The sequence below is a fragment of the Glutamicibacter sp. 2E12 genome (assembly GCF_050030965.1).
Classification (GTDB): domain Bacteria; phylum Actinomycetota; class Actinomycetes; order Actinomycetales; family Micrococcaceae; genus Glutamicibacter.
On record NZ_CP188297.1, the window covers coordinates 1,902,342 to 1,927,593 of the forward strand.

Consider the following 25,252-nt stretch of genomic DNA (forward strand, 5'->3'; position numbering starts at 1 on the left):
CCGGCAGCTGGATGCTTCCTGACTGCTGCTTGCCTGCGGTAGCTGCCCAGAGCACAGTGGGCTGTGGACGATGAAAGGAGCATGAATATGCCAGACCTAGCAGGCAAGAAAGTTCTTGCGGCAGTTTCCAACCGCGGAGTCGAGCAGGATGAGCTGAAGAAGCCAGTGGAGCATTTGCGCCAAGCCGGTGCGGAGGTGGTGATCGCGGCCCCGGAGGCCGGCCAGGTCAAGTCGCTGGTCGGCGATTGGGATTTGGGGGAGGTTTTCGAAGCCAGCGAAACGCTGGCGGCAGTGAACGAACAGGATTTCGACCTGCTGCTGATCCCCGGAGGGACACTGAATGCCGACAATCTCCGCTTGGATGCCGATGCCCAGCGCATTGCCAAGTCCTTTGCAGGTTCGGGCCGGCCGATCGCTTCCATCTGCCATGGGCCATGGCTGCTGGTGGAAACCGTATTGGCCAAGGGCAAGACCTTGACCTCATACACCTCGATCAGGACCGATGTCGTCAATGCCGGCGGCACCTGGAAGGACGAACAGGTTTTCCGCTGCCCGGCAAACGGCTTCGTGCTGATTACCTCGCGCAATCCAGGCGACCTCGATGCGTTCAACAGCGCCATTGCCGCGGAGCTCGGCTCCTAGCAATTGGCCGCCAGCCGGCCAAGCCGCCGTCGAAGCCAGCCTTCTGGACGGCGGCTTCGCTGCGCTGGGACCAAAGCACGCCATCCAGGGCTTTGGCGATCGAAGCGCACGCCACCACGCTGTGGTTGTCGCGTATTTTCCCACCTGTGGAGGCAGGAACATGGCTGCAGATTATGACGAGGTTCGTCCGGATTTCGCCGCGGCGTCCGAGAAGACGCTCAAGGACGTGCAACAAGCCGATGCCCCCGACGCGAAGAGCGTTGTGGCCGAGCTTGAAGAAACCGACCTTTCCGATGGCGTGGAGCTCCCTGGCGCCATCGTCGAGGAAGAGCTGAGCGTTGAAGTCCTCCCGCAAGCAGCGGATGAGTTCCACTGCGCCAGTTGCTTCACTATCCGCCATCGCAGCCAAGCCGTGCAGAAGACTGGCCTAGGCGTCATCTGCCGCGACTGCGCCAGCGAACTCGCCTAGATTCCTGGGATTCCCAGAATCCCGGCGTTCGGCCATCCAAGCGTTCCAAGGAATTGGGTATGGCGATGACGCTGAGGACTTTGCCATGGCTGCGTGGACAGAGCGGGCACCCCGGCATGCCGGGGTGCCCGCTTCAGCAATTGAGCATCTGGTCAAGCTGCGTGCGGGTCCCGATGCTGTCCGGTCGCCTTGCGGGAGAGGAGCAATCCCAAGATGATCATGAGCGCACCGAGCCCCAGATGCAGCCAGTTATCGGCATCGTTCAGCGGGATGAAGTTGGCGGCGCTGTCGAAATCAATGACCAGCCCGTAGACCCACAGGGCCAGGTAGATGATTCCGCCGCCAATGAGGTAGCTGCGGGCAGCAGGCACGGTTCGCGCCATCAGGTAGCCGGCAACACCGAAGAGCAGATGCACGGCATTGTGCAGGTACGAGACCTGGAAGATTCCCAGCAGCTTGGCTTCAGAGTGGTGGCCGGCACCAGAGAGCGATCCGTAGTTGGTGGTGATTCCCGGAATGAATCCGAGGACGCCGACCAGGAAGAACACGACGCCGACCGCCAGGGCGGCCTTTTGCACCATCGGACGTGTTGCTATGACAGGATCTTTTGGATGTTCCATGATCTTGCTCCTTCATTCTGGCTGTTGCGATCGGAAGGAAACGTTGGCCAGGCATGCTGGCCGCCGTCATGCTAGCCACGCTAGGGGATTGCCGGCTGGATGGCACGGGAATCTTCCGGTACCTAGGGAACGTCCAGAATCGGTGGTGCGCGGATCGGGGCGGAACCTGGCATCCGCCGGATTCCGCCCCGATCACCGCTGCGTGCAGGTTCAGCTCCTGCGCTAAGCCAGCGCGCCGGCGCTAGCGGGTTTGCCGGCCGCCTTCCCAGCCCTCGGCCTGAACCTGTTCCTTGCGCAACTGCGCTTCGAGGCGTTCTTCCTCGATGACTGTTTCCTTTTCCAGGCTGACCCGCTCAACTGGCTCAACAGTCTTCTCTACGACGGGGCGCTCCTCGTGCAAGGTCACCTCCTGCTCGTCTTCAGCCAGTTCTCCGCTGGTGCCAGCGGCTTCGGCATCCGTGATGGGCTCGCGCTCAAGCCGCACTTCCTCATGGCTCACCGGCACCGTGGTGGCCACATCCTCGGTGACCACGTGCTTGCGCAGGCGCACCTTGCCGGTTTCCACGCTTTCGGTTCCCACATGCAGCCGCTCCTCGGAACGGATGGCAGAGGCCTGGGAGGTGCCGGCCACCGGATCGCGCACGTCTTCCCGTGAATACTCGGCGCGGGCATCGGTCTCCGGGACGCCGGGCTGCACGGCGGCCTGGTCCGCTTCCTGGTAGGACAGGCTGTAGTAGTGGTAGAGCTCCTGCTCCTGCTCTGGGGTGAGCTGGCCCTCCGGATCGATGTTCGGGGCGTCCTTGACGGTCTGCTTGCCATAGGGCACCGAGAGCGTATCGCCGGCGACGGTTGCCTGGCTGAGCGGAACGAAGCTCTCGGAGAGGCCGAAGAGGCCCGTGCGGACGGTCGCCCATTCCGGCTGCCCGCTGCGGTCGTCAAGGAAAATCTGGCCGAATTTGCCGATCTTCTGGCCGTCGGGTCCAATGACGGTGCCGCCAATTGCGCTGAGTTCCTGAAGTTGTTCTGTGCTGATCATGGGTCTGTCCTCCTGCTGCGTTCGACTTCGGATCAATCCAGTAATTCCAGTCCGGCTGGCCAGTGGCCGGCCGGCTGAAGCTGCGCCTCCAAGTGGGCGTGACGGCCCGCAGCTTGGCTTCTTGCAGTGCATTGACAAGCCACGGTGATTAGAGCGTGGCACACTTTGCAAGCCCTTGCACTCGGGCTTGTGCTTGCATGGCTGCAAGCTCAGTAGCAGCTGTGAAAAGCGGTCAGCAGGTGCCCGGGGGAGCTATCGGGCGTAGGGCGAGGCGGGTGAACGGGCGCCTGAGAACAGCCGCGTCCGCACCTGCGGCGAAGCTGGAAAATCGCTGGGTTTCCTGCCGGGAACGGCCGTCGGGGCCAGCTGCCGTCTAATGTTCAGTTCGTATTGCTGTACAGGGAAGGCGAACCAGCATCCATGACCAGGACCTTTGGGATCGAAGAGGAATTCTTCCTCGTGGATCCGGATACTGCCGCCCCGGTGCCGATGGCCGATGAGCTCAGCGCCCAGCTGCTTGGCCTCGATCTGCAGGGCACCACGGTCCACCGCGAACTTCTGGCCAGCCAGCTGGAAATCGTCACCGGGATCTGCACCTCTGCGCAAGAAGCCGTGGAAGCGCTGGTGCGGCGGCGCGCCGCCATTGAGCGGATCTGCCGCGAGCACCAGGTGCTTCCCTTTGCTTCGGGAACGGCGCTGGGACTTCCGAGCTCTACGGAGTTCACCAAGGGCCAGCGCTACGCAACCATCCACGAGTTCGTCCCGGGGATCGCCCGAGAGCATTTCATCAACGGACTGCACATCCATGTGCATGTCCCTGATGCCGCCGCCGGAGTCCGGGCGCTGAATGCCTTGCGCGGCTGGCTGCCGCTGATTGCGGGAATGGGCGCGAACTCTCCCATCTGGAACGGGGAGCCAACCGGCTTCGCCTCGTGGCGGACGGTGCACTACCGCAGATGGTCTGCGGCAGGCATCCCGCCGGCGTTTGCGACGGCGGAGGAATACCAGCAGCGCATTGAGGCCATGATCACCTCCGGGGCGCTGCTTGATCCGGGACATATCGGTTGGTTTGCCCGCTTATCGGTGAACCATCCGACCATTGAAGTGCGGGCGGCGGACACGCAGATGGCAGCCGGCGAATCCGTGGCCCTGGCTTTGCTCATCCGGGCCATCGTGGATACTGCCTCGGCAACACAGAACCCCGCCAGCACGGCAGCGTCCGAGGTTCTCGACCTGGGCCTGTGGCAAGCGGCGAAGTCGGGGGTGGAAGGCACCTATTTCGATAGCGAAGCCAGGACTCCTGTGCCTGCCAAGGACATGATGAAGCGGGTGCTCGATTACGCGGGCCGTCAATTGCAGCGCAATGGCGATGAACAGTTCGTGGCCGATTACCTGGACTCGCTCGCGAATTTCGGCAATGGTGCCACGCGCCAACTCGAGAGCTGGAACCAGGGCGGAGCGAAGCAGGTCGTGGCTGATGCCGCCAAGCTGTTCGCGCAAGCCTGACAGGTTTTTGCAGGAGCAACACGAACAACCAGGGGAGCGGCGCGCATGGAGAAATACCGCTTGTAGCGGGTTCGGCAGAGGCCTACTATCAAGGCAGGGAGTCGATCCTGCATGAACGGCCAGCACTGGGGTGTTGGGGCGGAGGAAAGTGATTCCTGCATACTCGCAACAACGAGGGGGAATCATGAGCACTCCAGCTGCAGTACCCGGGCGCATGACCAAGGAGCAGAAACGCGTCGCGGGAGCGACCATGGTGGGCACCACCGTGGAGTGGTACGACTACTTCATCTACGCCAATGCGGCGGCCCTGGTCCTGGCCCCGCAATTCTTCACTCCCGCCGAAGCGTCGCTGGGCTCCATCATCGCTTTCGCCACCGTCGGCATCAGCTTCCTCTTCCGCCCGTTGGGCGCGATCGTGATGGGCCGGGTGGGCGACAAGTACGGCCGCCGCGCGGTGCTGATCATCACCCTGGTGCTGATGGGCGTCGGCACCACATTGGTGGGCTTGCTGCCCACCTATGCGAGCATCGGCATCTGGGCTCCGATTCTCTTGATCATCCTGCGCATCGTCCAGGGCTTCTCCGCCGGCGGCGAATGGGGCGGTGCGGCATTGATGGCAGTGGAGCACGCGCCGGATCATGCGCGCGGCAAATTCGGTGCCTTCCCGCAGCTCGGCGTCCCGGCCGGCATGCTGCTGGCCTCCGCAGTCAGCGCCATTATCGCCGCCGTTCTCTCCCCGGAGCAGTTCATGGCCTGGGGCTGGCGCATCCCGTTCCTGCTCAGCTTCGTGCTGATCCTCATCGGCTACTACATCCGCCAGCGCGTGGAGGAATCCCCGGTCTTCGAGGAAATGGCCCGGACCAAGCAGACCGAGTCGGCCCCGCTGTCCACGCTGTTCAGCAAGCACCCCAAGAAAGTCATCCAGGCGACGCTGGTATTCATGGGCAACAACACTGCCGGGTACATGCTCACCGGCGGCTTCATCCTGGGCTATGCAACGAACAAGCTGGAACTGCAGGCTGGCGACATCCTGAACATCATCACCATCGGCTCGCTGGCCTGGCTGATCTCCACCTGGATCGGCGGCGTGGTCTCGGACCGCATTGGCCGCAAGAAGATGTTCATCATCGGCTGGGTGCTGCTGCTGGCCTGGCTCTTCCCGCTGTTCCTGCTGATCGAAACCCGGAATCTGGCCTGGGTCACCGTGTCCCTGGTGGTCTTCGGCGCTTTCATGGGCTTCTCCTACGGACCGTTGCCGGCGCTGTATGCCGAGCTGTTCCCGGCCCGCATCCGCCTGAGCGGTTCCTCGATCAGCTACGCCCTGGGCTCGGTGATCGGTGGCGCGTTCGCCCCGACCATTGCCGCGGCGCTGGTGGGCCAGTTCAATACCACCGTGGCGGTCTCGACCTACCTGTTCATCTGGGTGGGCGCTTCGCTGATCGCAACGCTGACCTTGAAGGATCGCACCGGAGCTGATTTGTATCCGCAGGAGGGCGCAACCGGGGAATGGGGAGGCCACACAGAAGAAGCGGGACCCGAGCATTTGTGAGCCGTGGTGGCCAAAGGGCAACTAGCTGCCCGTAACATCTCCGATACAAACTGCTGATATCTTGTCGCTCATGACGTTGTCCATTGAACCCGCAGACTTCGAGGATCCCTCCCTGAGAGCCTTCCTCGAAGCCCACCTTGCTGACATGGCGCCGCAGTCGCCGCTGGAGTCCCAGCATGCATTGGACTTGGTTGCGCTACGCCAGCCAACCGTCCGGCTCTGGGCAGCGCAGAAGGACCAGCGCATAGTGGGCACCTGTGCGTTGGCGGTATTGGAGCCGGGCCACGAGGAGCTCAAGAGCATGCGGACGGACCCGGCCTTCCGCGGGCAAGGCGTCGCTTCCTGGTTGCTGCTCCATGCTCTGGAGGATGCCGCGCAGCGCAAGCTATCGCGCATATCCCTTGAAACGGGGGCGATGGAGTTCTTCGCACCCGCGCGCTCGCTGTACCGAAAGCACGGCTTCAAGCAGTGCCAGCCCTTCGGTTCCTATCTGGAGGACCCCAACAGCGTCTACATGACCCGGATCCTTGCACTGAACTAACTCTTGGGCAGGGCACCGACAAGCATTCTTGTGCCCGTCGTGGCAAAGGCCATGAAGGACACCAAATTCGGTCTTTTTCGGATCTAGGTGTCATTTTCAGAAGTCGACTGCACTGCTGAAGCCTGTTGGGTTGATCGCCAGTTGCTGGTGTTCTGCGATCACTAAGTAGCATGAGTTAGCGATCAACCCAACAACATCCTCGCTCCTGAATTCCGCGGAGCGCTTGACAGAGCAGCTCACTAGCAATCATTTGCGGCAGACGGACTGTAGCGGCTGACGACCGCCGAGGCGAAGGTGTGCGATCACAGCTACTATGACGCCGTTAGGCTAAAGGCTTTCACATGGCGCAGTCTCGCAATGAACCGCATCCTATCCTTCGGATATCCGCGCGGAATCGGCCAGCCCTGAACGCTTGCGGTGACCGGCACGGCTCTCAGTAATGATGAATACGACCAACAGAACCACCGCAACAAGGATCAGGACGATGTTGCCGAGTTGAGCGAGCGACGAGAGGGAGCCCTCCGTGGAGTAGATGCCCTGCATGAAGATGCTGGGGTCAGTGCTTGCATGCAGAAGGATCGGCGCGATGATCGTACGGGTCACACGCAAGGCGAGGTACATGCAGAATCCAAAGAAGAATGTATAAAGCATTTGGAGCAGCGTCGACACAAACGGCTGGCCAGTAAAGAAGTTAAAGCCATGCAGCAGAGCGAACAGCGACGCAGAGACGAGACCAACCGCGATTTCGGACTTCCCAGACGAACGCATGATCCGCACGACATAACCGCGGGTCAGCACTTCCTCCGCGAAACCGATGAACAGGCCTGCGAGGAGCCATGCGGCTACCCAGTCGAAACCGGCAGCAGCATAGTCGACGCTGGCGAATCGCAGCACGTTGAACATCAACACGACGGCAATGGCGATCCACATCCAGCCACCTCCACGGATCGATTGCCTGGCGAACAGGCTCCTTAGCCAATGAAGACTGGCACCGAAAACGATCAGAATGAGGCAACCAATCAGAACCGGAGTCGCGAAGAGAACTAAAACGTAACTGGCCGACCCCGTGTCGCCGATAAAAGGAACAAATGGGGCCATGAGCAGAGAGGCCGGCTGATAAACAGCGAGGTAGCCGACCGTGAGGATCAGCGCCTTCCACCACCGCCCATTATCCCAGAATCGCGCCCATCCCGAACGCTCAACAGTGTTTTTCATCGCGTAATCCCCTCAATTGCCTCTCAATAAACTGTCAGGTCTGACGGCCGCACAAGCTAGTTCCGGCCCAACGAAAGTCCCCGCCGCTTAGCGACCGGATGACCCTCGCGATACCAAGATTGAGCTTGGCGTCATACAGCAATACTCGCACTGGGCCAGTAGGGACGACCTCACTCGCTTTCAAATCCACGTCCGTGTTGTGGCGCACAAGAAGTCCGATAATACGGTCTGCCATTGTTGGGAAGTAATGAAGAATGGTGCTTGAGTAGTAATGAAACAGAAATGCGCATCTAGCGCCAACCGTCGTTCTCGGAAACGGTCAATTCCGGGCAAAACAGGAATGCCAGCTAGGCCTGGCTGCAGCAAGCTTGCTTGCCGACCTGCCAAGAGCCCGCCACTTCCGGAGGGCTCCTGGCAGAGGCGGGCTGATGGGTTCCTTAATATGATTGTCAGGAGACAGCTGGCTCGGGGTGGCTGGTCGGGGTGTGGATGATATCGAAGTAGACATCGGTCTTTTCAGGATCTGGGAAGACGCGGTAGGTGAATTCTTCGCCGGTGAGCGTGACGATCTGCGAATCGCGGGTGAACAGTACCTTGCCAGCGTCATCCTTGGCGACGATGCTGCGGGTCTTGCCATCGTCGCTGACGGTCCAATCGCCCTGCATCTTGGGAGAGTCATCCAGGTTGTACATGTAGAAGGTGCCATCGGCCCGGAAGTAGGCGTTGCCCACGAAGTTGCTGACATCCTTGTCGGAGAGCTCCACTGCTTCGCCCTGGGCATCCGTGGCACCGGTGGTTTCCCAGGCGGTGGAGGACAGGATCTCGGACGGGGTCATGGTGCCGGTGGCTGCTGATGCGCCCTGCGTGGCTTCGGCGGTGCTGCCTGCGTTGGCCTGCCCGGCCTCGGCACCGGAGGTGCACCCGGCCAGCAGCCCGATGGCCAAGGATACGCCGCCCAGCGACATGAGCAGCTTGGAGGTATTGATGTGCTTCTTCATGGGTTCTGCCTCGATTCACAAAAGATGATGTCCACTAAGGCCCGGTGGGGCTTGGTGATAAATCAATCTTGTCGTTTCAACCTAGCAAAGACATCGGCCATCAAGCTGGGACTGGCGGCCTGGTGGATGAGTCTTCCAGCGCCTTGCGGTACCTAGCGCATGCCCTCCCGGCGGAGGGCGGTGGTGATCGCCTCGACGCGTGTTTCCACGCCCAGCTTGGCATAGATATGGGCCAGGTGGGTCTTGACCGTAGCTTCCGAGATGAACAGCCGCTGGCTCAGCTCCTTGTTGCCAAGCCCCTCGACCAGCAGGCTGAGCAATTCCGCCTCGCGGGGAGTCAGTGCCTCGTCGGGGTTGCGCAGCCTGCGGAAGAGCTTGGAGGCCACCGGGGCGCTCATCACGCTCTTTCCATTGGAGGCACCGCGCACGGCGCTGAAGATCTCCTCCGGAGCGGCATCCTTGAGCAGGTAGCCCATGGCGCCGGCATCCACGGCCCGCACGATATCGGCATCTGAATCATAGGTGGTGAACACCAGCACCGCCTGCTTGGCGTTGCGCTGGCGGACTTCCTTGATCGCGTCGATGCCGTCCATGCCCGCACCCATGGCCAGATCCATGACAATGACATCCGGGGCGAGGGTTTCAAGCTGCTTGAGGGCGGCCTCGCCGGAGTCGGCTTCAGCGATCACCTCGATATCCGGCTGGGTATCGAGCAGCGCCTTGAGCCCGCTGCGGACCACGAGATGGTCATCGACCAGAAGCACCGAAATTGTTGTCATGAGATGTTCTCCTCGCTGGGGATCTGCGCGGCGATGACGGTCCCGGAACCCGGGGTGCTTTCCACCGAGAATTCCCCGCCGAGTTGTTCCACGCGCTGCCTCATGGCGCGCAACCCGTAGCCGCCGGACTGGGAGGGGGCCTGGAGCTTCTCCGGGGTGAAGCCCCGGCCGTTGTCATGGATGTCCAGGGTGACGGTGTCCTGGAGGAAACCGATAGTGACGGTGGCCTGCTCCGCCCCGGAATGAAGTTTCACATTGGCGGCGGCGCTTTGCACCACGCGCAGCAGGGCATGGCGGACCTCGGGGGATACTGCGCGCTCGGTGCCCACGACATGCAGCTGGAGATCCGGGAGGTAGGCGGCCGCGGCTTCGCGGAGCACCTCGGGCAGCGGACCGGCATCCGTGGCCGGCGAAGCCAGGTCGTGGACCAGTCGCCGGGTTTCCATGAGGTTCTGCCGGAGCAATTCGCCGGCCTGGCGGACTTCATCCTGCGAGGCCGCGGTAGGCCAATTCCGGTTGGCCGCTTCGAGCAGCAGCAGGCTGCTGGCCAAGCCCTGGGTCACCGTGTCATGGATTTCCCGGGAGACCCGTGCCCGTTCGGTGATGATCCCGGCGCGGCGCTCGCTGGCCGCTAGCTGCAGCTGCGCACTGGAGATCTCTTCGTTCAGCCGGCGCTGCTCTGCCGCGTCCTGTTCCATCCTGTCGAAGATCAGGGTCAGCATCGCGCCGATGGCGATGGGCCCGAGAAGCATCACGATGTCCCTGTCATCGCTGAACATGTACCAGCTGAACGCCGCGGCCAGGATGGCCAGCCCGCCGGCCAGATACCCGGCCAATCCGCGCAGCGTCCTGCGGCACAGGAAGAAGAGTCCGAAGGAGCACCAGGCGAAACTCGGTGCGAGGAGCACCAGAACGGAGGAAGTCGCTACCAGCACGATGACCCACCGGCCCTGGCCCGTTCCTCGGTTCACCAGGAATGCAGTGACCAGATAGAGCGCGCAGACCACGCCGGCGAGCACCATAATCCAGAGATTTTCCACCGGATCATGGCGCAGGACGTAGCGGATGAGTGCGGTGAACATGAGCACGGCAAAGCCGACATGCACCAGGGTGTCGATGTTGGCTCGAGGCGCAAGCATGAATTTAGGGGGAGCAGTAGCGGTAGGAATGGCAAAACCTTTGTCGTGATGTAGATGCTTTCCCCATGGTAGGACCTGGGACAGGTTTTGTGCTCCGCCTTCTGGATGGTTTTCATCGCCTATCGGACGATGCCCGCAGCAGCCGTGGTGCTGGATGATGGGAGGAAGCCCGTTTTCCGGACTACGGGAGATCCCCAGCAAGGAGCGCTCATGAGCAAGAACCAGAACCCATCAACTGCCACGGAGATCAAAGCTACTGGCCATGGAAGGAGGGCCTTGGGCATCGGGGCGCTGTCTCTTGCGGGTTTGGCTGTTCTCGCGGGGTGTTCCATGGCAGCGCCTGAAGCTAAACTCGTGGGTCCTCCGGCACCGTCCAGTACCGAATCCGCATCTCCAGAAACCACGGCACCGGAAGCGAGCCTCACCGCCGTGGAGCAGGATGAATTGGATCAGCGGCTGATCCGCGCGGCCAAGGGCAATGACGTGGAATTGGTGCGGGACCTGATTGCCGCCGGTGGGGACGTCAATGCCAAGGATGATCTTGAGGATTCGACCTTTCTCTATGCCGGGGCCGAGGGTTTCAACGAGGTTCTGGAACTAGCGCTGGAGAACGGGGCGGACGTTGAAAGCCTCAACCGCTATGGAGGGACCGCGCTCATTCCGGCCAGCGAGCACGGCCATGTGGAGACCGTGAAGATGCTCATCGAGGCAGGTGTTCCGCTTGACCATGTGAACAATCCGGGATGGACCGCGCTGCAAGAAGCCGTCTTGCTTGGCGATGGAGGGCCAAACCAGCAAGAGGCCGCCAGGCTGCTGCTGGCCGCCGGGGCGGATCCGGGGATCACCGACCCGCAGGGGCGCACCGCCCTGGAGAATGCGCGCCGGCTCGGATTCGACGAGCTGGCCGAAGCCATCGCCGCGCATCAGTAGTTCCCCGGTGCAAGATTGAGCCGATCGCCGTGCTGCCTGGCGGGGTGGCTACTAGTCGTTCATCCTGAGTTTCCTCACGAGTACGGCAGTCTCGTAATTCGTTGTCACTTTCCGGTGTTTGAGTATTGGTGATCTCGAAATCGAGGACACTCGCACCGTTCTAAAGGGTCCGCCTCCTGCGCCACCCCGCGCTGGTTCCCATGAACCTGCTCGGCCTTGCAGTCCTGGCCCTCACGGGTTGCCAAGCCGCAGCTACGGTGGCGGCTGCCTATTGCCGCTGCATTGCGATCAAGAATGGAAAAGGTACCGCACGCATCGATCTGGATGCCGGCGCCGGCTTGGATTCCTTGGCAGAAGTAACGTACGGCCAACTGGTCGAAGCATCCACGACTGCGATAGTGCGCTGCTTGCTTCCAAGCGTAGCTGGTTCGCGTCGAGAGCCACAGTGAAGTGCACTGAGCGGGGCCATGGGGATTGAAGAAATCAGCATGACCCGGTCATCATTCAACGAGTGAGCCGGGTTCCGCGGTTCAATGCTTGGAGCTGACTAAAGCTGAGACTACGGCTGCCCCTAATTCTGCGGTTGACGCTTTGCCGCCCATATCCGGTGTAAGCACTGCTTGCCCTTGGGACAGCACGGACTCCATGGCATCGGTAATAGCAGTGGCGGCTTTGGTTTCACCTAGGTGATCCAACATCATGGCAGCGCACCAGATTTGTCCGACAGGGTTGGCAATCCCCTTGCCGGCAATATCGGGTGCTGAGCCGTGCACGGGCTCAAACAAGCTCGGATATTTGCGTTCCGGATTGATGTTCCCGCTGGGTGCGATGCCGATGGTTCCGGTGCAGGCAGGTCCCAAATCGGAGAGAATGTCGCCAAAGAGATTACTGGCGACAACGACGTCGAACCACTCGGGATGCATAACGAAATTGGCAGCCAGAATATCAATGTGGAACTTATCGACGTTTACGTCGGGATATGCGTAAGACATCTCCTGAACACGTTCGTCCCAGTACGGCATGGTGATAGAAATTCCGTTGCTCTTCGTCGCCGAGGTCAGATGCTTCTTCGGACGGCTTTGGGCCAGCTCGAATGCATACTTGAGAATTCGGTCTACTCCCGTGCGGCTCATGACGGTTTCCTGCATGACGATTTCACGGTCGGTTCCGTCGAAGAGCTTTCCGCCGATACTGGAGTATTCGCCCTCGGTGTTCTCCCGCACGACATAGAAATCTACGTCCCCGGGCTTAGGAGTAGCCAACGGACTAGGCACACCCTCCAGAAGCTTGACTGGGCGCAGGCTCACGTACTGGTCGAAATGTCGCCTGAACTGCAGGAGGCTTCCCCAAAGCGAAACATGGTCGGGAACGACGTCCGGCCAGCCAACTGCTCCGAAGAAGATGGTGTCGAATCTATTGAGCTGTTCGAACCAGTTTTCCGGCAGCATTTTGCCATGCTGGCTGTAGTAGTTTGCTGATGCGAAATCGTAGTGCTCGTATTCGAGATTGAAGTCGAAGATTTCTGCAGCGGCATCCAGGACACGCAGGCCCTCCGGGACCACTTCGGTTCCGATTCCGTCGCCAGGAATGACAGCGACGCGATGAATTTTTGACATGATTTTCCAATCTGCTTGTTGCATGGGGCAGAACACTGCTAGTTGACAGGATGATCCGGTTGGCGGTTGGCTAAGACGTCGATGACTGCCTGGGCGGCGATCATCCCGGCGCGTAATCGGGCTTCTACGGTCTGCCCTGCCAGATGGGATGTGATTATCAGATTTTCCAGTCCCCGAAGGGGGCTGGAATCCGTCATTGGTTCGTGGTCGAGAACGTCGAGCGCGGCACCTGCAATCGTGCCATTGCTAAGTGCGGCAGCCAGAGCGGACTCATTGATCAGCGATCCACGTGCAGTATTGATGATGATCGCCGAATCCTTCATCAGCTCAAACTTCGCCTCATCGACAAGCGGGCCAGTACCGCTTGCACGAGAATGCAGGGATAGATAATCGGCGGACTTGAACACTGTATCGAGGTCGGTGAAGCTAATTTCCCTATCTGAGCTGCTCGGATGTGCTGTGCTTACCAAGACTTTCATGCCCAGTGCGAGTCCCAGCTTTGCTGTGGCCTGCCCGCTCGGCCCGTACCCGATAATGCCCAAGGTTGCTCCATGCAATTCGTGGCCCGCTTTGCGTGGCCACTGCCCTAGCCGAACTGCGCTGGTGACATTCGCCAAATGTCGTGCTGACATGATGAGAAGGCCGATGGCCATTTCAGCGACGGAATAATGATTGCTGCCTGGAGCGTTGCAGACTCGTACCCCATAGTGGCTTGCGGCTTGGACATCAATGGAGTCGTAGCCGACGCCGCTGCGGGCCAATACCTTGAGGCTGGGTGCTGAAGCCAGCATGTCTCGGGTAATTGGTTCACTGGCAATAATTGCGGCGTCAAAACCGGTGAGCAAGGACATCTGCTGAGTAGTATCGCGCTTCGATTCAAACGGGGCGAAAGTTGTTTCGTGACCGTGCTGCTTGAGCAAATTGTCGATGTCGTCGTTGGGGCGAAGGTAGTCCGTGGTGATTAGCACGCGGCCCATGATTAGTGGTTCTCCATATTTGAAAGTAAAAATTGATATTCATTGCAAGTCTGAACGTTGGGAATACAACTTCGGGACCCCGGCAGGGCGGCTGCCGGGAATCAATAGTTTCACGGCAGCAGCCCTGCCCCAGTGGCGGTCTGAGAATCATCTGATACTCGTGGCCCGCCATGGGCTTACTGGAAGTCAGCTGGAACGGACATCAGATCGATACCCCACAACACAGGAAGTAGGTAAAGAGCGGCGATGACAATCAGGGCCAACGCGATGAAGTTGAGCCACATTCCAACTCTGACCATTTCGGTGATCTTCACTTTTCCGGTGGCGTACAAGATCGCATTTGGTGGAGTGCCAACGGGAAGCATGAACGCGCAGTTGGCAGCCATAGCGCAAGGGACCATCAACGCATATGGGTGAATTCCCAGTGCCAGCGCGAAAGCTGCCATAACGGGGAGGATCATCGTTGCAGTGGCGGCGTTCGAGGTGATTTCGGTCAGGAAGAGGACAAGAGCGGTTGCCAAGATGATGATGACCACTACATTGGCACCGTCGAGCACGCGCAGCTGGTCACCGATCCAACTCGACAGGCCGCTTTCGACAAAGCCTGCGGCAATGGCTAGGCCACCGCCGAACAGCAGGAGGATTCCCCACGGGATCTTCCTCGAATCATCCCAGTTCAAGATCTTCGGTTGCTCGGCCTGCCGTGTGGGAAGCATGAATAGCACCACTGTCGCCATGATGGCGATAATGCCGTCGCTGATTCCCGGCAATAAGTCTTCCCAGATGAATGAACGGGTGACCCACAAGAAGGCAGCTCCGAGGAAGATCGACATGACAGCCTTTTCTTCGCGTGACATGCCACCCAGTGCATTGCGTTCGCTTTTAATGAGTTCCGCACCGCCTGGAAGATGCTTGAATTTCACTTTGAAGGCCACATGGGTCAAGTAGAACCAGGTGAAAGCCAGAAGCAGGATAACGATAGGGATTCCGAAGAGCATCCAACCGCCGAAGGAAACTGATTGGTCAAAAAGCTCGCCTGAAGTTGCGGCGAAAATGGCCAGTGGTGGTGTGCCAATGAGGGTGCCGAGGCCACCGATAGTAGCCGCGTAGGCAATACCGAAAACTATGGATTTCTCGAATTTCGACAAATCTGCAGCATGCTCACCGCCACGAAGGGAACGCGCGGCCTGATAGGCGACCGCCAAGCCCACGGGGATCATCATCATTGTTGCCGCTGTATTGGAAACCCACATCGACAAGAATGCTGTTGCCACCATGAAACCGAGAACAATGCGTTTAGGGCTGGTGCCGATTGCTGAGACAATCGCCAGGGCGATGCGCTGGTGCAAATTCCACTTCTCCATTGCGATCGCCAAGGAGAACCCGCCAATGAACAAGAAGATAATGTCATTGCCGTATGCGGAGACAACCAGATCCCCGTCCAGGCCACCCGTCAGGGGAAGGAGCACCACTGGCAAGAGGGAGGTAACTGGAATGGGTATGGCCTCAGTGATCCACCAGGTGGCGACCCAAAGCGTCACGGCAAGTACCGCTTGGCCTTGCGGCGAAAGGCCTTCGGGGGAGAAGAAGAACATTGCCACGATGAACAGCAGGGGTCCGAGAATCAGGCCGACAATGCGTGAAGGCGTATAACCGGGGCCGGGGCCTTCGGGGTTGGCGTTGGCACCAGGAAGCAGGTCGGTATTCTTTGCTGGGGCGTCGTCGCCCTGCAGGAGCTGCGCGGCCTGATTACTCATGACAAGTTGGGATTCAGTGCGGTGCCGGAATTTGGGAAGGGATAGCAGGCTTTTGGTCTGTCGGTGCGAGTTCCATAGGCTTCCCCAGAGGGAATGCAGAGCAGGATTTTCCATGGCGGCACTTTCTAAGATTGGTTGTTAGAAGGGTATGACGAATAGGCCGAACTTTGCGTAAAGGTTCCCAGAATGCGGGAGAGCTGATGGGGCAGCTGAAAACGAAACGGAGCCGCGTACCGAGAACGGGAGTGGCCAGGCTGCGTTCAGAGGGGCACTAGAGCGTGCAGGAAAAACTTAATTCGAGAAGAACTGGGGGCGGCGATTCCCGTAGACCCGGATGGCAACGGGAATCGCCGTTGATTAGTGAGCTAGAACCGGCTGCTTAGTGTGCAAAGCACGCAGGAGCTCGTAGAACTCTGCCTTGCCTTCGAGCCCGATACCTGGCAGTTCGCCGGGTGCCACTCGGCTGTTGACGATGACTGCGTCGTCGGTGAAGCCGCCGGTGGGCTGGAACTCGCCCGGGTAGGATTCGTTGCCGCCGAGCTTGAGGGCTGCGGCGATGTGCAGGGAGAACTGGTGCCCGCCGTGCGGAATGCAGCGGCGTGAGGACCAGCCGTGCTGGGCCAGCATGTCCTGGATCCGTCGGTATTCGGTTAGTCCGTAGCTCAGCGCTGGGTCCACCTGGATGTAGTCGCGATCCGGGCGCATTCCGCCGTGGCGGATCAAGTTGCGGGCGTCTTGGAGGGAGAAGAGATTCTCCCCGGTGGCGATGGGGTTCTTGTAGTTCTCGGACAGCGTGGCGTTCAGCGAGTAGTCCAACGGATCGCCGACTTCTTCGTACCAGAACAGATTGTACTTATCGATGGCCTTGCCGTATTCCAGCGCGGTTTCGAGATCGAATTTTCCGTTGACATCCACCATCAGGCGGGTTCCGTCACCATCGAGGACTTCCAAGACAGCTTCGATGCGCTTGATGTCATCGGCGAGGTCAGTGCCACCGATTTTCATCTTGACGATGTCGTAGCCTGCGTCTAGGAATCCGCGCATCTCGTTCTGCAGGTCTTCCAGTGTCTTGCCCGGGGCATAGTAGCCGCCGGCGGCGTAGACAAAGACGTCTTCATCCGGGTTGCCATCGCCGTAATGATCGGAGATCCACCGGTATAGAGGCACTCCGGCGATCTTCGCGGCCAAGTCATGCAGTGCCATATCCGCTACGCCCACCGCAACCGAGCGCTCGCCGTGGCCGCCGGGCTTTTCATTGCCCATCATGATGTCCCAAGCCTTCTCGGGGGACAGCTCATCTGCATCGTCCAGTAGATCCTCAGGTGCGGCATTGAGCAGTCGTGGAATCATGCGTTCTTCGAGGATCGCCGTGGCGTTATAGCGTCCATTGGAATTGAATCCATAACCAACCAGCGGTTTTCCGTCAACGATGACGTCGCTGACGAGTGCAAGAATCGTGCAGTCCATTTTGCTGAAGTCGATGTATGCGTTGCGCATGGACGAGCTGATAGGGATAGTTCCGGTGTGTGCAGAGACAATTTTCACGATGTTTCCTTCTCTCGGGAGTTCCGCTTATAAGGCTCTTATAAGAGTCTTATAAGATATTTAGGTACACTATACTGAAAGTGATGCGGGGCACAACCCCTGAGTCCATATAAGAACAAGTAGGGAAAAATGAGTGCAACGAGTACCTTCAGCAGCAAGGGTGCTATGGCATACAGCGAATTGCGCCGCCGGATTGTCTCAGGCGAATTGAAGCCAAGCTCGCGTCTATCGCAGTACGACCTCGCTGAAGAGATGGGCATGAGTATCACCCCATTGCGCGAAGCGATCAGGCAGCTGGCCAGTGAGGACTGGGTGGAGATGGATACGCACCGCGATGTTCGCGTGTCGCCTATGAGCGGTTCTGAGGCTCGTCAGCTGCTTGAAGTTCGCCTTTCAATGGAGCCGGTAGCGACACAACTCGCGGCGCTGCGTCGTACTGACCGTGATATTGAGGAAATGAAGAGAACTGCAGCCGAGCTCCTGCCCGTAACGCGTACCTGGGGTGAGGAAGCGGTCGCTGCGCACCGGGCGTTTCATCGTGCAATTTATGTCGCGTCGCATAATGACGTCATGATCCGGCTGCTCGATGACCTATGGGATAAGACTGACAGGTATCGCCGCGTGGGACTGGAGCTGCCGGCCGGAAATGAGCCAAGAACACTCGATCTAAACCAGCACCACGAGATTCTCGATCTGGTGATTGCCGGCGACGCTATGAGTGCTGCTGAACTGTCTCATGCCCACATCGTCAATAGCCTGACCGCTGCCGTGACCGGCGCATTGGAAGATCGCGAATACCGCATTTCCGGCGAAGTCCCGCAGTCACTGTGGGGTCCGTCAAATGTTGGAACTATCTGATCGAAATTGCTGGATCACCTGTGAGTCTCGAAAGTCGTGATCTGCGCTGGCAATAATCGTCCAAGGGGTAATGAATGCTTGCGCTTGTGCCTGCGCGGTAGCTGCGTCGGCTGACCGCGGATGGCAATGCCCAATAAAGTGAGATAGAAAAACGCTGACGTAGGCGTAGTTTGCCGCATCATTGCTTGCGGCAGGCATCCGATGCCAGCTGGTGCTTCAAGGTGTTGGAATTCTCCACTGTAGTGAAGGCAGCAGGCATGGCTTGCGGTATCGCGTGCCCTCGGGCCAACCGCGAAGTGGATTCGGCTACTCGTGAATGGATCTGGTTTAAGTGCTGTCGAGAATCCCACCGGGCGCCGCGGATGCAAGTCGTGCGACCGACTGGCTGCAATTCTCGAGCGCACGGCCTTTGGGCCTCCGCTACCCGCCGCAGTGGAGCTGTTTGCGTTATTTGGCGCGGGGGATGCTCCACTAAGAGCCATCCGTTGGTGATGCACCTGATTGAACGCCCGAGGTGAACGGTGCGAATTAGTGGCCGGCCTAGGCAGGCCCACCGACGACCCCGCGCTGGACAATAACTTCTTGAACTGGCACGATTGCGCGCCGATGAGCCGGAATATCGGCGGGCTGCGCAGAATGCGGCAGGAGGGCAACCCAGCACTCCTACCGCATTCCGCGTTTATGATTCTGGGATCAACCTGCCAGTGGCCGGGGTTTGACCAGCACCAGGATCACGGCGCCGAGCACGGCGGTGAGACCGCCAAAAACCAGAGCGGTTTGCACGCCCGCACCATCAACCAGGAGCCCGCCCAGGAATGCACCGAGGGCGACCGCCACCTGGAACACCCCTGTTTGGAGCCCACCGATGCTCTCGAGGCGGTCCGGTTCGGCTCGTGCTAGCCAGGCCGAGAAGATGGTAGGCAAAGCGCCGAAACCGGCTCCCCAGAGTGCGGCGGCGACGAAGAGCAGACCGGTGCTGCTGCCGAGCTGGGCGAAGCCGATCATTGCTAGACCGAGCAGCAGCGGGAAGATCAGCGAAGCGCCGCGCAGCATGCGGTCAGCCAGCGGCCCGGCGACCACGTTGCCGCCCACGATTCCCAGACCGTACACCAGCAGCAGGGCCGCGAGTTGCTCCGGATCCAGTCCGCCCAACCCGGTGGCCGCAGGGCGGATGTAGGTGAAGCCAGCGAAGTGCCCGGCACCCATCAGGGCCAGGGTGAACAGGCAGATGGCAATCAGCCGGGAACGCAGGGTCTGCCCCAGCGCTCGGAAGCCTCCCGAAGGGCCGGCCAGGACCGATGGCAGGGTGACTGCCTGGATGATGACCGCGAGGATGCTCACGCCGGCGGCCAGCACGAATACCGCGCGCCAGCCCCACACCTCGCCGAGCAGCGTGCCCAGCGGGACGGCGGCAACGGTGGCCAGCGAGACGCCGAGGTTCACGACCGTCAAGCCCAGTCCGAGCTTCGCGGGCGGAACCAGCCTCGCGGTGATCGAGATCGCCAGCGACCAGAAGCCGCCAATCGCGATGCCCAGCAGGACGCGGGCCGCGAGCAGGACCGGGTAAGCCGGGGCGAACGCCACCAGCAGGTTGGAAGCCACTGCAAGGGCCGAGAGGATGATCATCAGGCGCCGACGGTCCATTTGCGGGATCAGGACGGGAACGAGCAGGCCGGAAACCGCTGCGACGATGGCGGTGATGGCGACGGACTGGCCGGCCAGGCCCTCTGTCACCGACAGATCCGCGGCAACCCGGGAGAGCAGGCTTGTCGGCAGGAATTCGGCCATCACGAGGGCGAAGACGCCCACGCCCAGCGAGGCTACCGCCGCCCATGATGCGCTCTGCGCCGGGGCTGGATTGCCGGAGGATGATCGGCCGCCGACTTCCTGTATTGCTGTCGATTCGTGAGGAGTCACTCGTTATTCTTCCTGGTTTGTAGGGTGAAGTGTGGCGTCTGCCGCGTCAGCTGTAGCAGGCGCGGTTGATCGCGACGAGGAACTTGCCATCCGGGGTGCCTCCGGCGGCGATGTAGCCGCCGATGGCCTCCATGGCCAGATCCCGGCGCTGCGGCACGCGCTCCTTGTCCGCGGCTGCCAGGAAGGCGGGCATCGCCTCGCGCGTACGATCCGTGCAGTACACCGGGGAGCCGGGCTGCTGGCGCCAGGACTCGGCGAGGACCCCGGCATCGACGGCATCGAAGCCGGTTTCTTCGACCAGGGACATCGCGAGGCTCCGGTGGTCCTCACGGTCGGCCGCCACCGGAATGGCCGCCCGGTCCGCATGGCCCGCCTCGGTGGCTTTCGTATTGAAAGACTGGGAGGTGATGGCATTCCAGGCTTTGGTGACGGGGCGGCCGAACAACTGCGATAACCAGGCGCTCTCAGGCTGCCCGGCCTCAAAGGCGGGGATTATGCCGTCACGGAACGGGTAGTAGTTGGAGGTGTCGATGACCACCGCGGATCCGGGGGGCGCGCCGGACGTAGGCGGCGATGTCCTTGTTGCGGTTCATCGGAACCGAAAGGATCAGGACATCAACGCCGTTGGCAACTTCGTCGGCGTTGACCGCTCGCGCACCGGCGCTCAAGGCCGCGGCGGGGATGGTCTGCGGGCCGCGGGAATTCGCGATGGTGACGCTGTGTCCGTGGCGGCTGAGCCGCCGGGCGATGGTCGAGCCGATCGAGCCGGCGCCGATGATTCCGATTTCCATAATTCTCCTTTGCGGGATCTGTGCTTCTCAATTCTCAACCTTGCCATTGATGTGAATGTCAAGTCCCGAGTCTGCGAATGTGACCAAAACGTGGTGCTACCAGCGAAGTTCGCGGAATTTGCCTTGGAAGTACAGCAACGGTTCAGTGTGGCCGCTAGGTGAGGTTCCCACCTCTGTCACACGCCCGAGCACAATGCAGTGGTCCCCGGCATCGTGCTCGGCGAAGATGGTGCAGTCCAGCCACGCCAGGGTGCCATCGAGGATCGGGCTTCCCCGTACCGCGGTGCTCCATTGGATGCCATCCCATTTGTCTCCGCCTTTTCGAGCGAACTGATTGGCGACTGCCCCCTGCCCGCTCGAGAGCACGTTGACCGCGAAGCTTCCGGTGTCGCGGATCCGCGGATAGCTGGCGGAGGTTTTCATCACGCTGAAGGACACCAGCGGCGGATCGATGGAGACGCTGTAGAACGATTGGCAGGTGAACCCGACGGGCCCGTGGCTATCGTGGCCGGTGATGACCGTGATGCCAGAGGCAAAGCTGCCGACGGTACTGCGGAATATATCCTGGTCAATTTCGTGGATGTGGTTGCCCTCGGTGGCACTCATTGCGCAGGGTTCGCCAGTCGGGTATCCAGGCCGTACTGGGCCGGGGCGCCGAGGTGCTCGCGCAGCGTACTGCCTTCGTAGTCCTCGTGGTACAGGCCGCGCTGCTGGAGCAGCGGGATAACCTCGTCGACGAAGGTATCGATTCCGTCCTCGTAGACATCTATGGATACCCAGAAGCCGTCGCAGGCGCCCGCCTCGAACCACTGCTGCATGTGATCCGCAGTGACCGACGCTGGACCAACAGGAGTGGGGTGGTAATCGATAACTCCGTGGGCCAAAACCTCACGCAGTGTCCACCCTTCACGTGCCACCTCGAGAGCACGTGGGGCACGTGGGTCGAAGGGGCTGGGCTGGGCACGCTCCAATTGGGCGCTCCGCAGCGGCTCGTCGAGCTGGCTCTCATCGAGAGCCAGCCCCAGCATGGAGCCCAGATAAGGAACCAGAGCCACGGCGGCTCGATCGCCCAAGGCAACTCGGCGATCCACGGCGGCTCGTTTGGTGGCGCCGATGGCCGGCATGACTCCGGCGATGAACTTCACCTCGTCGGGGTTGCGTCCGGCCTTGCGCGCCGCCTCCCGGACGGCTTCACGCTGGGCGCGCGCTTCCTCGATGGTGAACACGGCGCCGATGACGGCGCTGGCGTACCGGCCGGCAATCTCCAGGCCGTTTGCACCTCCGCCGGCCGAGAAGATCACCGGTTGCCCCTGCTCCGAGGGCGGGATGGGCAGCGGCCCGCGGGAGGCGACATATTCACCTTGCAGGTTGACGGCATTGATCTTCGCTGGATCGATGAACTGGGCGTTCGCTTTGTCCTTGATCCAGGCATCCTGCTGCCAGCTGCCCCAGAGCGCCTGGGTGATCTGGATGCTCTCGTGCGCCCGCTGGTAGCGTTGCGGCCGGGGTGCTATTTCCTGCCCGAAGTTCGCGGCAGAGGCAGGGTCGCTGGTGGTCACGGCGTTCCATCCGGCGCGGCCGTGGCTCATCACGTCCAGGGCCTTGAACTGGCGGGCGAGGTTGTAGGGCTCGTTGAAGGTCGTGGATCCGGTGGCCACCAGGCCGATGCGCTCGGTCGCGCGGGCGATGGCGGCCAGGGTCAGCACCGGTTCAAGGGTCAGCATTGGCGCCTCCTGCATCCCATCTGCCTTATAGGCCAGGAAGTCGGGCAGGAACAGGAACGCGAACTTGCCGCGTTCGGCCGCCTGGGCGTAGCGCACTTGTGCGTCGAAATCGGCGTAGTTGGCCGGGTCCACGCCGGTGCCACGCCAGGCCGCACCATGGGTTCCGTACCCGTTGCCCAGCTGCATGCCGAGAATCATTTGGGAAGTTGACATGGGTGTTCCATTTCTGGCCCTCATGCGGGCCTTGGGCAGTTAATGGGTGTAAATACCGGGGTTGCTGCGACCGCGAACGACAGGTTCTGCGGCCGGATGCAGCAGCAAGTCGTGGTCTTGCCCACGAAGAGGGTTCTCTTGGGGAAAATCGGGGCGAGAATGCTCGTCGCATCGGGGATCGCGCGGATGAGCCGTGGGGCTTCTTGCGCAGCGCAAGGCAGCGCAAGCAATAGCCATGGCGCGGGCTTCCGTCCGGCCAGGGGGCGCTGCATTCAACGCGGGGTCCGGGCGCCACACGGCGGACGCCGTCGCTATCGGAGTCATCAGGCATATGGGACCGGAGAGTCGACTCGCTCGGGTCTTGGAGCTAGCCGTCGGGCGCTCCGGGCGCGGAAGCGCGCCCCATGACTGCGCGGGCGCGACGGAAGCCCGTGCAGAGGCTGCTCGAAAACGGCTACCGCCGGCGGTCGAAGGTGGGTAGGAGGAAATCACCTACCCATTGTGCAACCTTCTCACCAATGTCAAGGTCAAATCGGGAGCCTTGCTACGACGCTTTTCGGTCCGAGGTGGCGCCTTCCTGGGCGCTGGATGCGGCCTTCAGCGCCTGGATATAGCGGGTGATCGCCTCCCGGTTCTGGGACAGGACATCGATCTTTTCGGTCATCCGGTCCCGTTCGCGCTGCAGGACCACCAGAAGTCCCGGATCCGGATCGTCGACGACGACCGTTTGCGGCTGGTTCAGGCAAGGCAGGATGAGGCTGATGATCCGCGTCGGGATGCCAGCGTCGAGGAGTCCGCGGATCTTCCCAACCCGGTCCACCAGGTATTCGTCATATTCCCGGTAGCCGTTGCTCAGGCGGCGTGGTGTCACCAAGCCTTGCTCCTCGTAGTAGCGCAGCATTCGGGCTGGCACCCCGGATTTCTGTTCCAGTTCTCCAATGCGCAAGAAGCATCCTTTGTTGGTGGCGGCGGAAGCCTGATCTGAGTATCACACCAGTGTAAAGGTTGAGTTTGGTGTTGGCTATCGGCTGGAACGAAAGAACTTTCATCAAGATCGGTGCGGGCCGGTTTGTCTCGGGCTGGCTTCCCCGCCCCGGCTAGGTGCATTGTGCAGACTGGAGGCCGCTATGCGATCCAGCAGTCGTGTGCAGTTACCGTGTGTTGCCTGCAACCGGAGGGGAATCCTGCTGCTATGTGTTGCGAGAGTTGAAGCCGCTTGGTTGGAGTTTGCGATTGCCGCCTCGCTGGCTGGAAACAAACCCGAGCGTGCATTCCTGCGGGCGAAGCCTGCCGGCAACGGACCTTGGCTGGCAGCTCCGGCTTCCGGTCATTTTGAACTGCGAACCAGCTCTTTGGCGGACGCTACGCTGAAGCCCAATCCGAATTCGGGGGCCAAGTTCTCGGCCTAGGAGAAGACCGGGATGAGCCTCACTGGCTGGGTCGTTTCATCCGGCAGCCCTCGGGCCGTTGCCCGCCGACTAATTGGGGATGCTGGAGCACATCGAGTTGGCAGAAGGGCGTTGGCAAAGAAATATAGGCACGAGTGCTCCCCAGATCTGGACTATCAGTTGCCAGTTTCTGGGGAGCATTTCGCTATTTACAGCGGGGTGACGTAGGCTCCAGCGATGCCGCCGTCCACCAGGAACTGGCTCGCGGTGATGAAGGAAGAATCGTCGGAGGCAAGGAAGGCTACCGAGGCCGCCAGCTCATCCGGTTCCGCGAAGCGGCCAAGCGGCACATGCACCAAGCGGCGCGCGGCGCGCTCCGGGTCCTTGGCGAAGAGCTCTTTGAGCAGCGGGGTGTTCACCGGGCCGGGGCAAAGCGCATTGACCCGGATGCCCTGCCGGGCGAACTCGACACCGAGTTCGCGGCTCATGGATAGCACCCCGCCCTTGGAAGCCGAGTAGCTGATCTGGCTGGTCGCCGCACCCATGACAGCGACGAAGGACGCGGTGTTGATGATGGAGCCTCGGCCCTGTTCCTGCATATAAGGCAGCACGTGCTTGCAGCAGTAGTACACGCTGGTCAGGTTGACCTCCTGGACCTTGCGCCAGGCATCGATGCCGGTATCCAGGATGGAAGCGTCGTCTGCCGGGGAAATCCCCGCGTTGTTGAATGCGATATCCACCGAGCCGTAGGTCGACTTGGCTGTGGCGAACAGGTTCTTGACGTCTTCCTCATTGGTGACATCGGTGCGGACGAAAAGCCCGCCGACTTCTTCGGCGGCTTTCTGGCCGATTTCCTCGGCGCAGATATCGCCAATAACCACCTTGGCGCCTTCATGGGCCAGGCGCTTGGCCGTAGCCAGGCCGATGCCGGAGGCTCCGCCGGTAATAGTGGCGACTCGTCCGGCAAGCCGATTGGTGACCAAGCCGTTGTATGGGGCAGTTTCGCTCATCTGATGGTTCTCCTTGCTAGTGATTTGTTTTA

At 60.8% G+C, this 25,252-nt stretch carries 24 protein-coding genes; 7 read left to right on the plus strand and 17 right to left on the minus strand.

Features of this window, described 5'->3' with window-relative positions; genetic code table 11:
- Positions 1 to 87: 87 nt before the first annotated feature.
- Together ACP3TE_RS08950 and ACP3TE_RS08955 are read left to right on the plus strand one after the other, a co-directional pair.
- Complete coding sequence (locus tag ACP3TE_RS08950; protein WP_426736124.1) at positions 88 to 642, plus strand: type 1 glutamine amidotransferase domain-containing protein; 555 nt, start codon at positions 88 to 90, stop codon at positions 640 to 642.
- Between the two features lie 160 nt (positions 643 to 802).
- Positions 803 to 1,111 (plus strand): DUF4193 family protein, encoded by a 309-nt coding sequence (locus tag ACP3TE_RS08955; RefSeq protein ID WP_365945421.1) that lies wholly within the window; start codon positions 803 to 805, stop codon positions 1,109 to 1,111.
- A gap of 152 nt (positions 1,112 to 1,263) precedes the next feature.
- Here the strand turns inward: ACP3TE_RS08955 and ACP3TE_RS08960 are convergent, their stop codons facing one another.
- Together ACP3TE_RS08960 and ACP3TE_RS08965 are read right to left on the minus strand one after the other, a co-directional pair.
- Positions 1,264 to 1,731, minus strand: a complete 468-nt coding sequence (locus tag ACP3TE_RS08960) for a DUF4383 domain-containing protein (RefSeq protein WP_426736126.1) — start codon at positions 1,729 to 1,731, stop codon at positions 1,264 to 1,266.
- Between the two features lie 241 nt (positions 1,732 to 1,972).
- Positions 1,973 to 2,767, minus strand: a complete 795-nt coding sequence (locus ACP3TE_RS08965) for a YsnF/AvaK domain-containing protein (protein WP_426736128.1) — start codon at positions 2,765 to 2,767, stop codon at positions 1,973 to 1,975.
- Between the two features lie 420 nt (positions 2,768 to 3,187).
- On the opposite strand from ACP3TE_RS08965, the gene ACP3TE_RS08970 reads away from it, so the two are divergent.
- The 3 genes from ACP3TE_RS08970 to ACP3TE_RS08980 all read left to right on the plus strand — a co-directional run bounded on the left by ACP3TE_RS08970 (position 3,188) and on the right by ACP3TE_RS08980 (position 6,363).
- Entirely contained in the window at positions 3,188 to 4,273 is a 1,086-nt protein-coding gene (locus tag ACP3TE_RS08970) for a carboxylate-amine ligase (RefSeq protein WP_426736129.1), read from the plus strand.
- 184 nt (positions 4,274 to 4,457) lie between these two features.
- Complete coding sequence (locus ACP3TE_RS08975) at positions 4,458 to 5,822, plus strand: MFS transporter (RefSeq protein ID WP_426736131.1); 1,365 nt, start codon at positions 4,458 to 4,460, stop codon at positions 5,820 to 5,822.
- A 70-nt stretch (positions 5,823 to 5,892) separates the two neighbouring features.
- A complete protein-coding gene (locus tag ACP3TE_RS08980; RefSeq protein WP_426736133.1) occupies positions 5,893 to 6,363 on the plus strand; it encodes a GNAT family N-acetyltransferase in 471 nt (156 codons plus the stop codon).
- A gap of 369 nt (positions 6,364 to 6,732) precedes the next feature.
- Here the strand turns inward: ACP3TE_RS08980 and ACP3TE_RS08985 are convergent, their stop codons facing one another.
- From ACP3TE_RS08985 to ACP3TE_RS09000, 4 genes are all read right to left on the minus strand, one after another.
- Entirely contained in the window at positions 6,733 to 7,578 is an 846-nt protein-coding gene (locus ACP3TE_RS08985) for a CPBP family intramembrane glutamic endopeptidase (protein ID WP_426736134.1), read from the minus strand.
- Positions 7,579 to 8,027: 449 nt separating this feature from the next.
- Positions 8,028 to 8,576 carry a DUF4822 domain-containing protein gene (locus ACP3TE_RS08990; protein WP_426736136.1) on the minus strand — a complete coding sequence of 183 codons (549 nt, stop codon included), beginning with the start codon at positions 8,574 to 8,576 and terminating at the stop codon, positions 8,028 to 8,030.
- A 152-nt stretch (positions 8,577 to 8,728) separates the two neighbouring features.
- On the minus strand, positions 8,729 to 9,355 hold the full coding sequence (locus tag ACP3TE_RS08995; protein WP_426736137.1) for a response regulator: 627 nt from the start codon (positions 9,353 to 9,355) through the stop codon (positions 8,729 to 8,731).
- Positions 9,352 to 10,494 carry a sensor histidine kinase gene (locus ACP3TE_RS09000; RefSeq protein WP_426736139.1) on the minus strand — a complete coding sequence of 381 codons (1,143 nt, stop codon included), beginning with the start codon at positions 10,492 to 10,494 and terminating at the stop codon, positions 9,352 to 9,354. The genes ACP3TE_RS08995 and ACP3TE_RS09000 overlap by 4 nt, the downstream gene beginning before the upstream one ends.
- A 210-nt stretch (positions 10,495 to 10,704) precedes the next feature.
- Here ACP3TE_RS09000 and ACP3TE_RS09005 point away from each other — a divergent pair, with 210 nt between their 5' ends.
- The gene (locus ACP3TE_RS09005; RefSeq protein ID WP_426736141.1) at positions 10,705 to 11,424 is read left to right on the plus strand and encodes an ankyrin repeat domain-containing protein; all 720 of its coding nucleotides are present in this window, start codon (positions 10,705 to 10,707) and stop codon (positions 11,422 to 11,424) included.
- 530 nt (positions 11,425 to 11,954) lie between these two features.
- On the opposite strand, the gene ACP3TE_RS09010 is transcribed toward ACP3TE_RS09005, so the two are convergent.
- From ACP3TE_RS09010 to ACP3TE_RS09025, 4 genes are all read right to left on the minus strand, one after another.
- A complete protein-coding gene (locus ACP3TE_RS09010; RefSeq protein ID WP_426736142.1) occupies positions 11,955 to 13,064 on the minus strand; it encodes a tartrate dehydrogenase in 1,110 nt (369 codons plus the stop codon).
- Between the two features lie 14 nt (positions 13,065 to 13,078).
- Positions 13,079 to 14,017 (minus strand): phosphoglycerate dehydrogenase, encoded by a 939-nt coding sequence (locus ACP3TE_RS09015; protein WP_426736143.1) that lies wholly within the window; start codon positions 14,015 to 14,017, stop codon positions 13,079 to 13,081.
- 176 nt (positions 14,018 to 14,193) lie between these two features.
- Positions 14,194 to 15,774, minus strand: a complete 1,581-nt coding sequence (locus ACP3TE_RS09020) for an SLC13 family permease (protein WP_400341515.1) — start codon at positions 15,772 to 15,774, stop codon at positions 14,194 to 14,196.
- Positions 15,775 to 16,131: 357 nt separating this feature from the next.
- On the minus strand, positions 16,132 to 17,319 hold the full coding sequence (locus tag ACP3TE_RS09025) for a mandelate racemase/muconate lactonizing enzyme family protein (RefSeq protein WP_402735013.1): 1,188 nt from the start codon (positions 17,317 to 17,319) through the stop codon (positions 16,132 to 16,134).
- 165 nt (positions 17,320 to 17,484) lie between these two features.
- Here ACP3TE_RS09025 and ACP3TE_RS09030 point away from each other — a divergent pair, with 165 nt between their 5' ends.
- Positions 17,485 to 18,177 carry a GntR family transcriptional regulator gene (locus ACP3TE_RS09030; RefSeq protein ID WP_426736145.1) on the plus strand — a complete coding sequence of 231 codons (693 nt, stop codon included), beginning with the start codon at positions 17,485 to 17,487 and terminating at the stop codon, positions 18,175 to 18,177.
- A 693-nt stretch (positions 18,178 to 18,870) separates the two neighbouring features.
- Here the strand turns inward: ACP3TE_RS09030 and ACP3TE_RS09035 are convergent.
- The 7 genes from ACP3TE_RS09035 to ACP3TE_RS09065 all read right to left on the minus strand — a co-directional run bounded on the left by ACP3TE_RS09035 (position 18,871) and on the right by ACP3TE_RS09065 (position 25,220).
- The gene (locus ACP3TE_RS09035) at positions 18,871 to 20,094 is read right to left on the minus strand and encodes an MFS transporter (protein ID WP_426736147.1); all 1,224 of its coding nucleotides are present in this window, start codon (positions 20,092 to 20,094) and stop codon (positions 18,871 to 18,873) included.
- A gap of 46 nt (positions 20,095 to 20,140) precedes the next feature.
- The gene (locus ACP3TE_RS09040) at positions 20,141 to 20,632 is read right to left on the minus strand and encodes an NADPH-dependent F420 reductase (RefSeq protein ID WP_426736148.1); all 492 of its coding nucleotides are present in this window, start codon (positions 20,630 to 20,632) and stop codon (positions 20,141 to 20,143) included.
- Positions 20,595 to 20,885, minus strand: coding sequence for an NAD(P)-binding domain-containing protein (locus ACP3TE_RS09045; RefSeq protein WP_426736150.1), 291 nt, complete (start codon positions 20,883 to 20,885; stop codon positions 20,595 to 20,597). The genes ACP3TE_RS09040 and ACP3TE_RS09045 overlap by 38 nt, the downstream gene beginning before the upstream one ends.
- 96 nt (positions 20,886 to 20,981) lie before the next feature.
- Positions 20,982 to 21,491 carry a flavin reductase family protein gene (locus tag ACP3TE_RS09050; protein WP_400341505.1) on the minus strand — a complete coding sequence of 170 codons (510 nt, stop codon included), beginning with the start codon at positions 21,489 to 21,491 and terminating at the stop codon, positions 20,982 to 20,984.
- Entirely contained in the window at positions 21,488 to 22,822 is a 1,335-nt protein-coding gene (locus tag ACP3TE_RS09055; protein WP_426736152.1) for an NtaA/DmoA family FMN-dependent monooxygenase, read from the minus strand. Before ACP3TE_RS09055 ends, ACP3TE_RS09050 begins: the two co-directional genes overlap by 4 nt.
- 544 nt (positions 22,823 to 23,366) lie before the next feature.
- Positions 23,367 to 23,768: a MerR family transcriptional regulator gene (locus ACP3TE_RS09060; RefSeq protein WP_426736154.1), complete on the minus strand. Its 402-nt coding sequence runs from the start codon at positions 23,766 to 23,768 to the stop codon at positions 23,367 to 23,369.
- A 651-nt stretch (positions 23,769 to 24,419) separates the two neighbouring features.
- Positions 24,420 to 25,220 (minus strand): 3-oxoacyl-ACP reductase, encoded by an 801-nt coding sequence (locus ACP3TE_RS09065; RefSeq protein ID WP_073706995.1) that lies wholly within the window; start codon positions 25,218 to 25,220, stop codon positions 24,420 to 24,422.
- Between the last annotated feature and the right edge of the window lie 32 nt (positions 25,221 to 25,252).

Excerpts from the sequence above, each read along its gene's own strand:
- ACP3TE_RS09050 (WP_400341505.1), bottom strand. The coding sequence starts at position 21,491 with ATGAGTGCCACCGAGGGCAACCACATCCACGAAATTGACCAGGATATA.
- ACP3TE_RS08975 (WP_426736131.1), top strand. The coding sequence starts at position 4,458 with ATGAGCACTCCAGCTGCAGTACCCGGGCGCATGACCAAGGAGCAGAAA.
- ACP3TE_RS08995 (WP_426736137.1), bottom strand. The coding sequence starts at position 9,355 with ATGACAACAATTTCGGTGCTTCTGGTCGATGACCATCTCGTGGTCCGC.
- ACP3TE_RS09020 (WP_400341515.1), bottom strand. The coding sequence starts at position 15,774 with ATGAGTAATCAGGCCGCGCAGCTCCTGCAGGGCGACGACGCCCCAGCA.
- ACP3TE_RS08950 (WP_426736124.1), top strand. The coding sequence starts at position 88 with ATGCCAGACCTAGCAGGCAAGAAAGTTCTTGCGGCAGTTTCCAACCGC.
- ACP3TE_RS09045 (WP_426736150.1), bottom strand. The coding sequence starts at position 20,885 with ATGGAAATCGGAATCATCGGCGCCGGCTCGATCGGCTCGACCATCGCC.
- ACP3TE_RS09000 (WP_426736139.1), bottom strand. The coding sequence starts at position 10,494 with ATGCTTGCGCCTCGAGCCAACATCGACACCCTGGTGCATGTCGGCTTT.
- ACP3TE_RS09010 (WP_426736142.1), bottom strand. The coding sequence starts at position 13,064 with ATGCAACAAGCAGATTGGAAAATCATGTCAAAAATTCATCGCGTCGCT.
- ACP3TE_RS08955 (WP_365945421.1), top strand. The coding sequence starts at position 803 with ATGGCTGCAGATTATGACGAGGTTCGTCCGGATTTCGCCGCGGCGTCC.
- ACP3TE_RS08960 (WP_426736126.1), bottom strand. The coding sequence starts at position 1,731 with ATGGAACATCCAAAAGATCCTGTCATAGCAACACGTCCGATGGTGCAA.
- ACP3TE_RS08990 (WP_426736136.1), bottom strand. The coding sequence starts at position 8,576 with ATGAAGAAGCACATCAATACCTCCAAGCTGCTCATGTCGCTGGGCGGC.
- ACP3TE_RS09005 (WP_426736141.1), top strand. The coding sequence starts at position 10,705 with ATGAGCAAGAACCAGAACCCATCAACTGCCACGGAGATCAAAGCTACT.
- ACP3TE_RS08985 (WP_426736134.1), bottom strand. The coding sequence starts at position 7,578 with ATGAAAAACACTGTTGAGCGTTCGGGATGGGCGCGATTCTGGGATAAT.
- ACP3TE_RS09015 (WP_426736143.1), bottom strand. The coding sequence starts at position 14,017 with ATGGGCCGCGTGCTAATCACCACGGACTACCTTCGCCCCAACGACGAC.
- ACP3TE_RS08965 (WP_426736128.1), bottom strand. The coding sequence starts at position 2,767 with ATGATCAGCACAGAACAACTTCAGGAACTCAGCGCAATTGGCGGCACC.
- ACP3TE_RS09065 (WP_073706995.1), bottom strand. The coding sequence starts at position 25,220 with ATGAGCGAAACTGCCCCATACAACGGCTTGGTCACCAATCGGCTTGCC.
- ACP3TE_RS08970 (WP_426736129.1), top strand. The coding sequence starts at position 3,188 with ATGACCAGGACCTTTGGGATCGAAGAGGAATTCTTCCTCGTGGATCCG.
- ACP3TE_RS08980 (WP_426736133.1), top strand. The coding sequence starts at position 5,893 with ATGACGTTGTCCATTGAACCCGCAGACTTCGAGGATCCCTCCCTGAGA.
- ACP3TE_RS09030 (WP_426736145.1), top strand. The coding sequence starts at position 17,485 with ATGGCATACAGCGAATTGCGCCGCCGGATTGTCTCAGGCGAATTGAAG.
- ACP3TE_RS09055 (WP_426736152.1), bottom strand. The coding sequence starts at position 22,822 with ATGTCAACTTCCCAAATGATTCTCGGCATGCAGCTGGGCAACGGGTAC.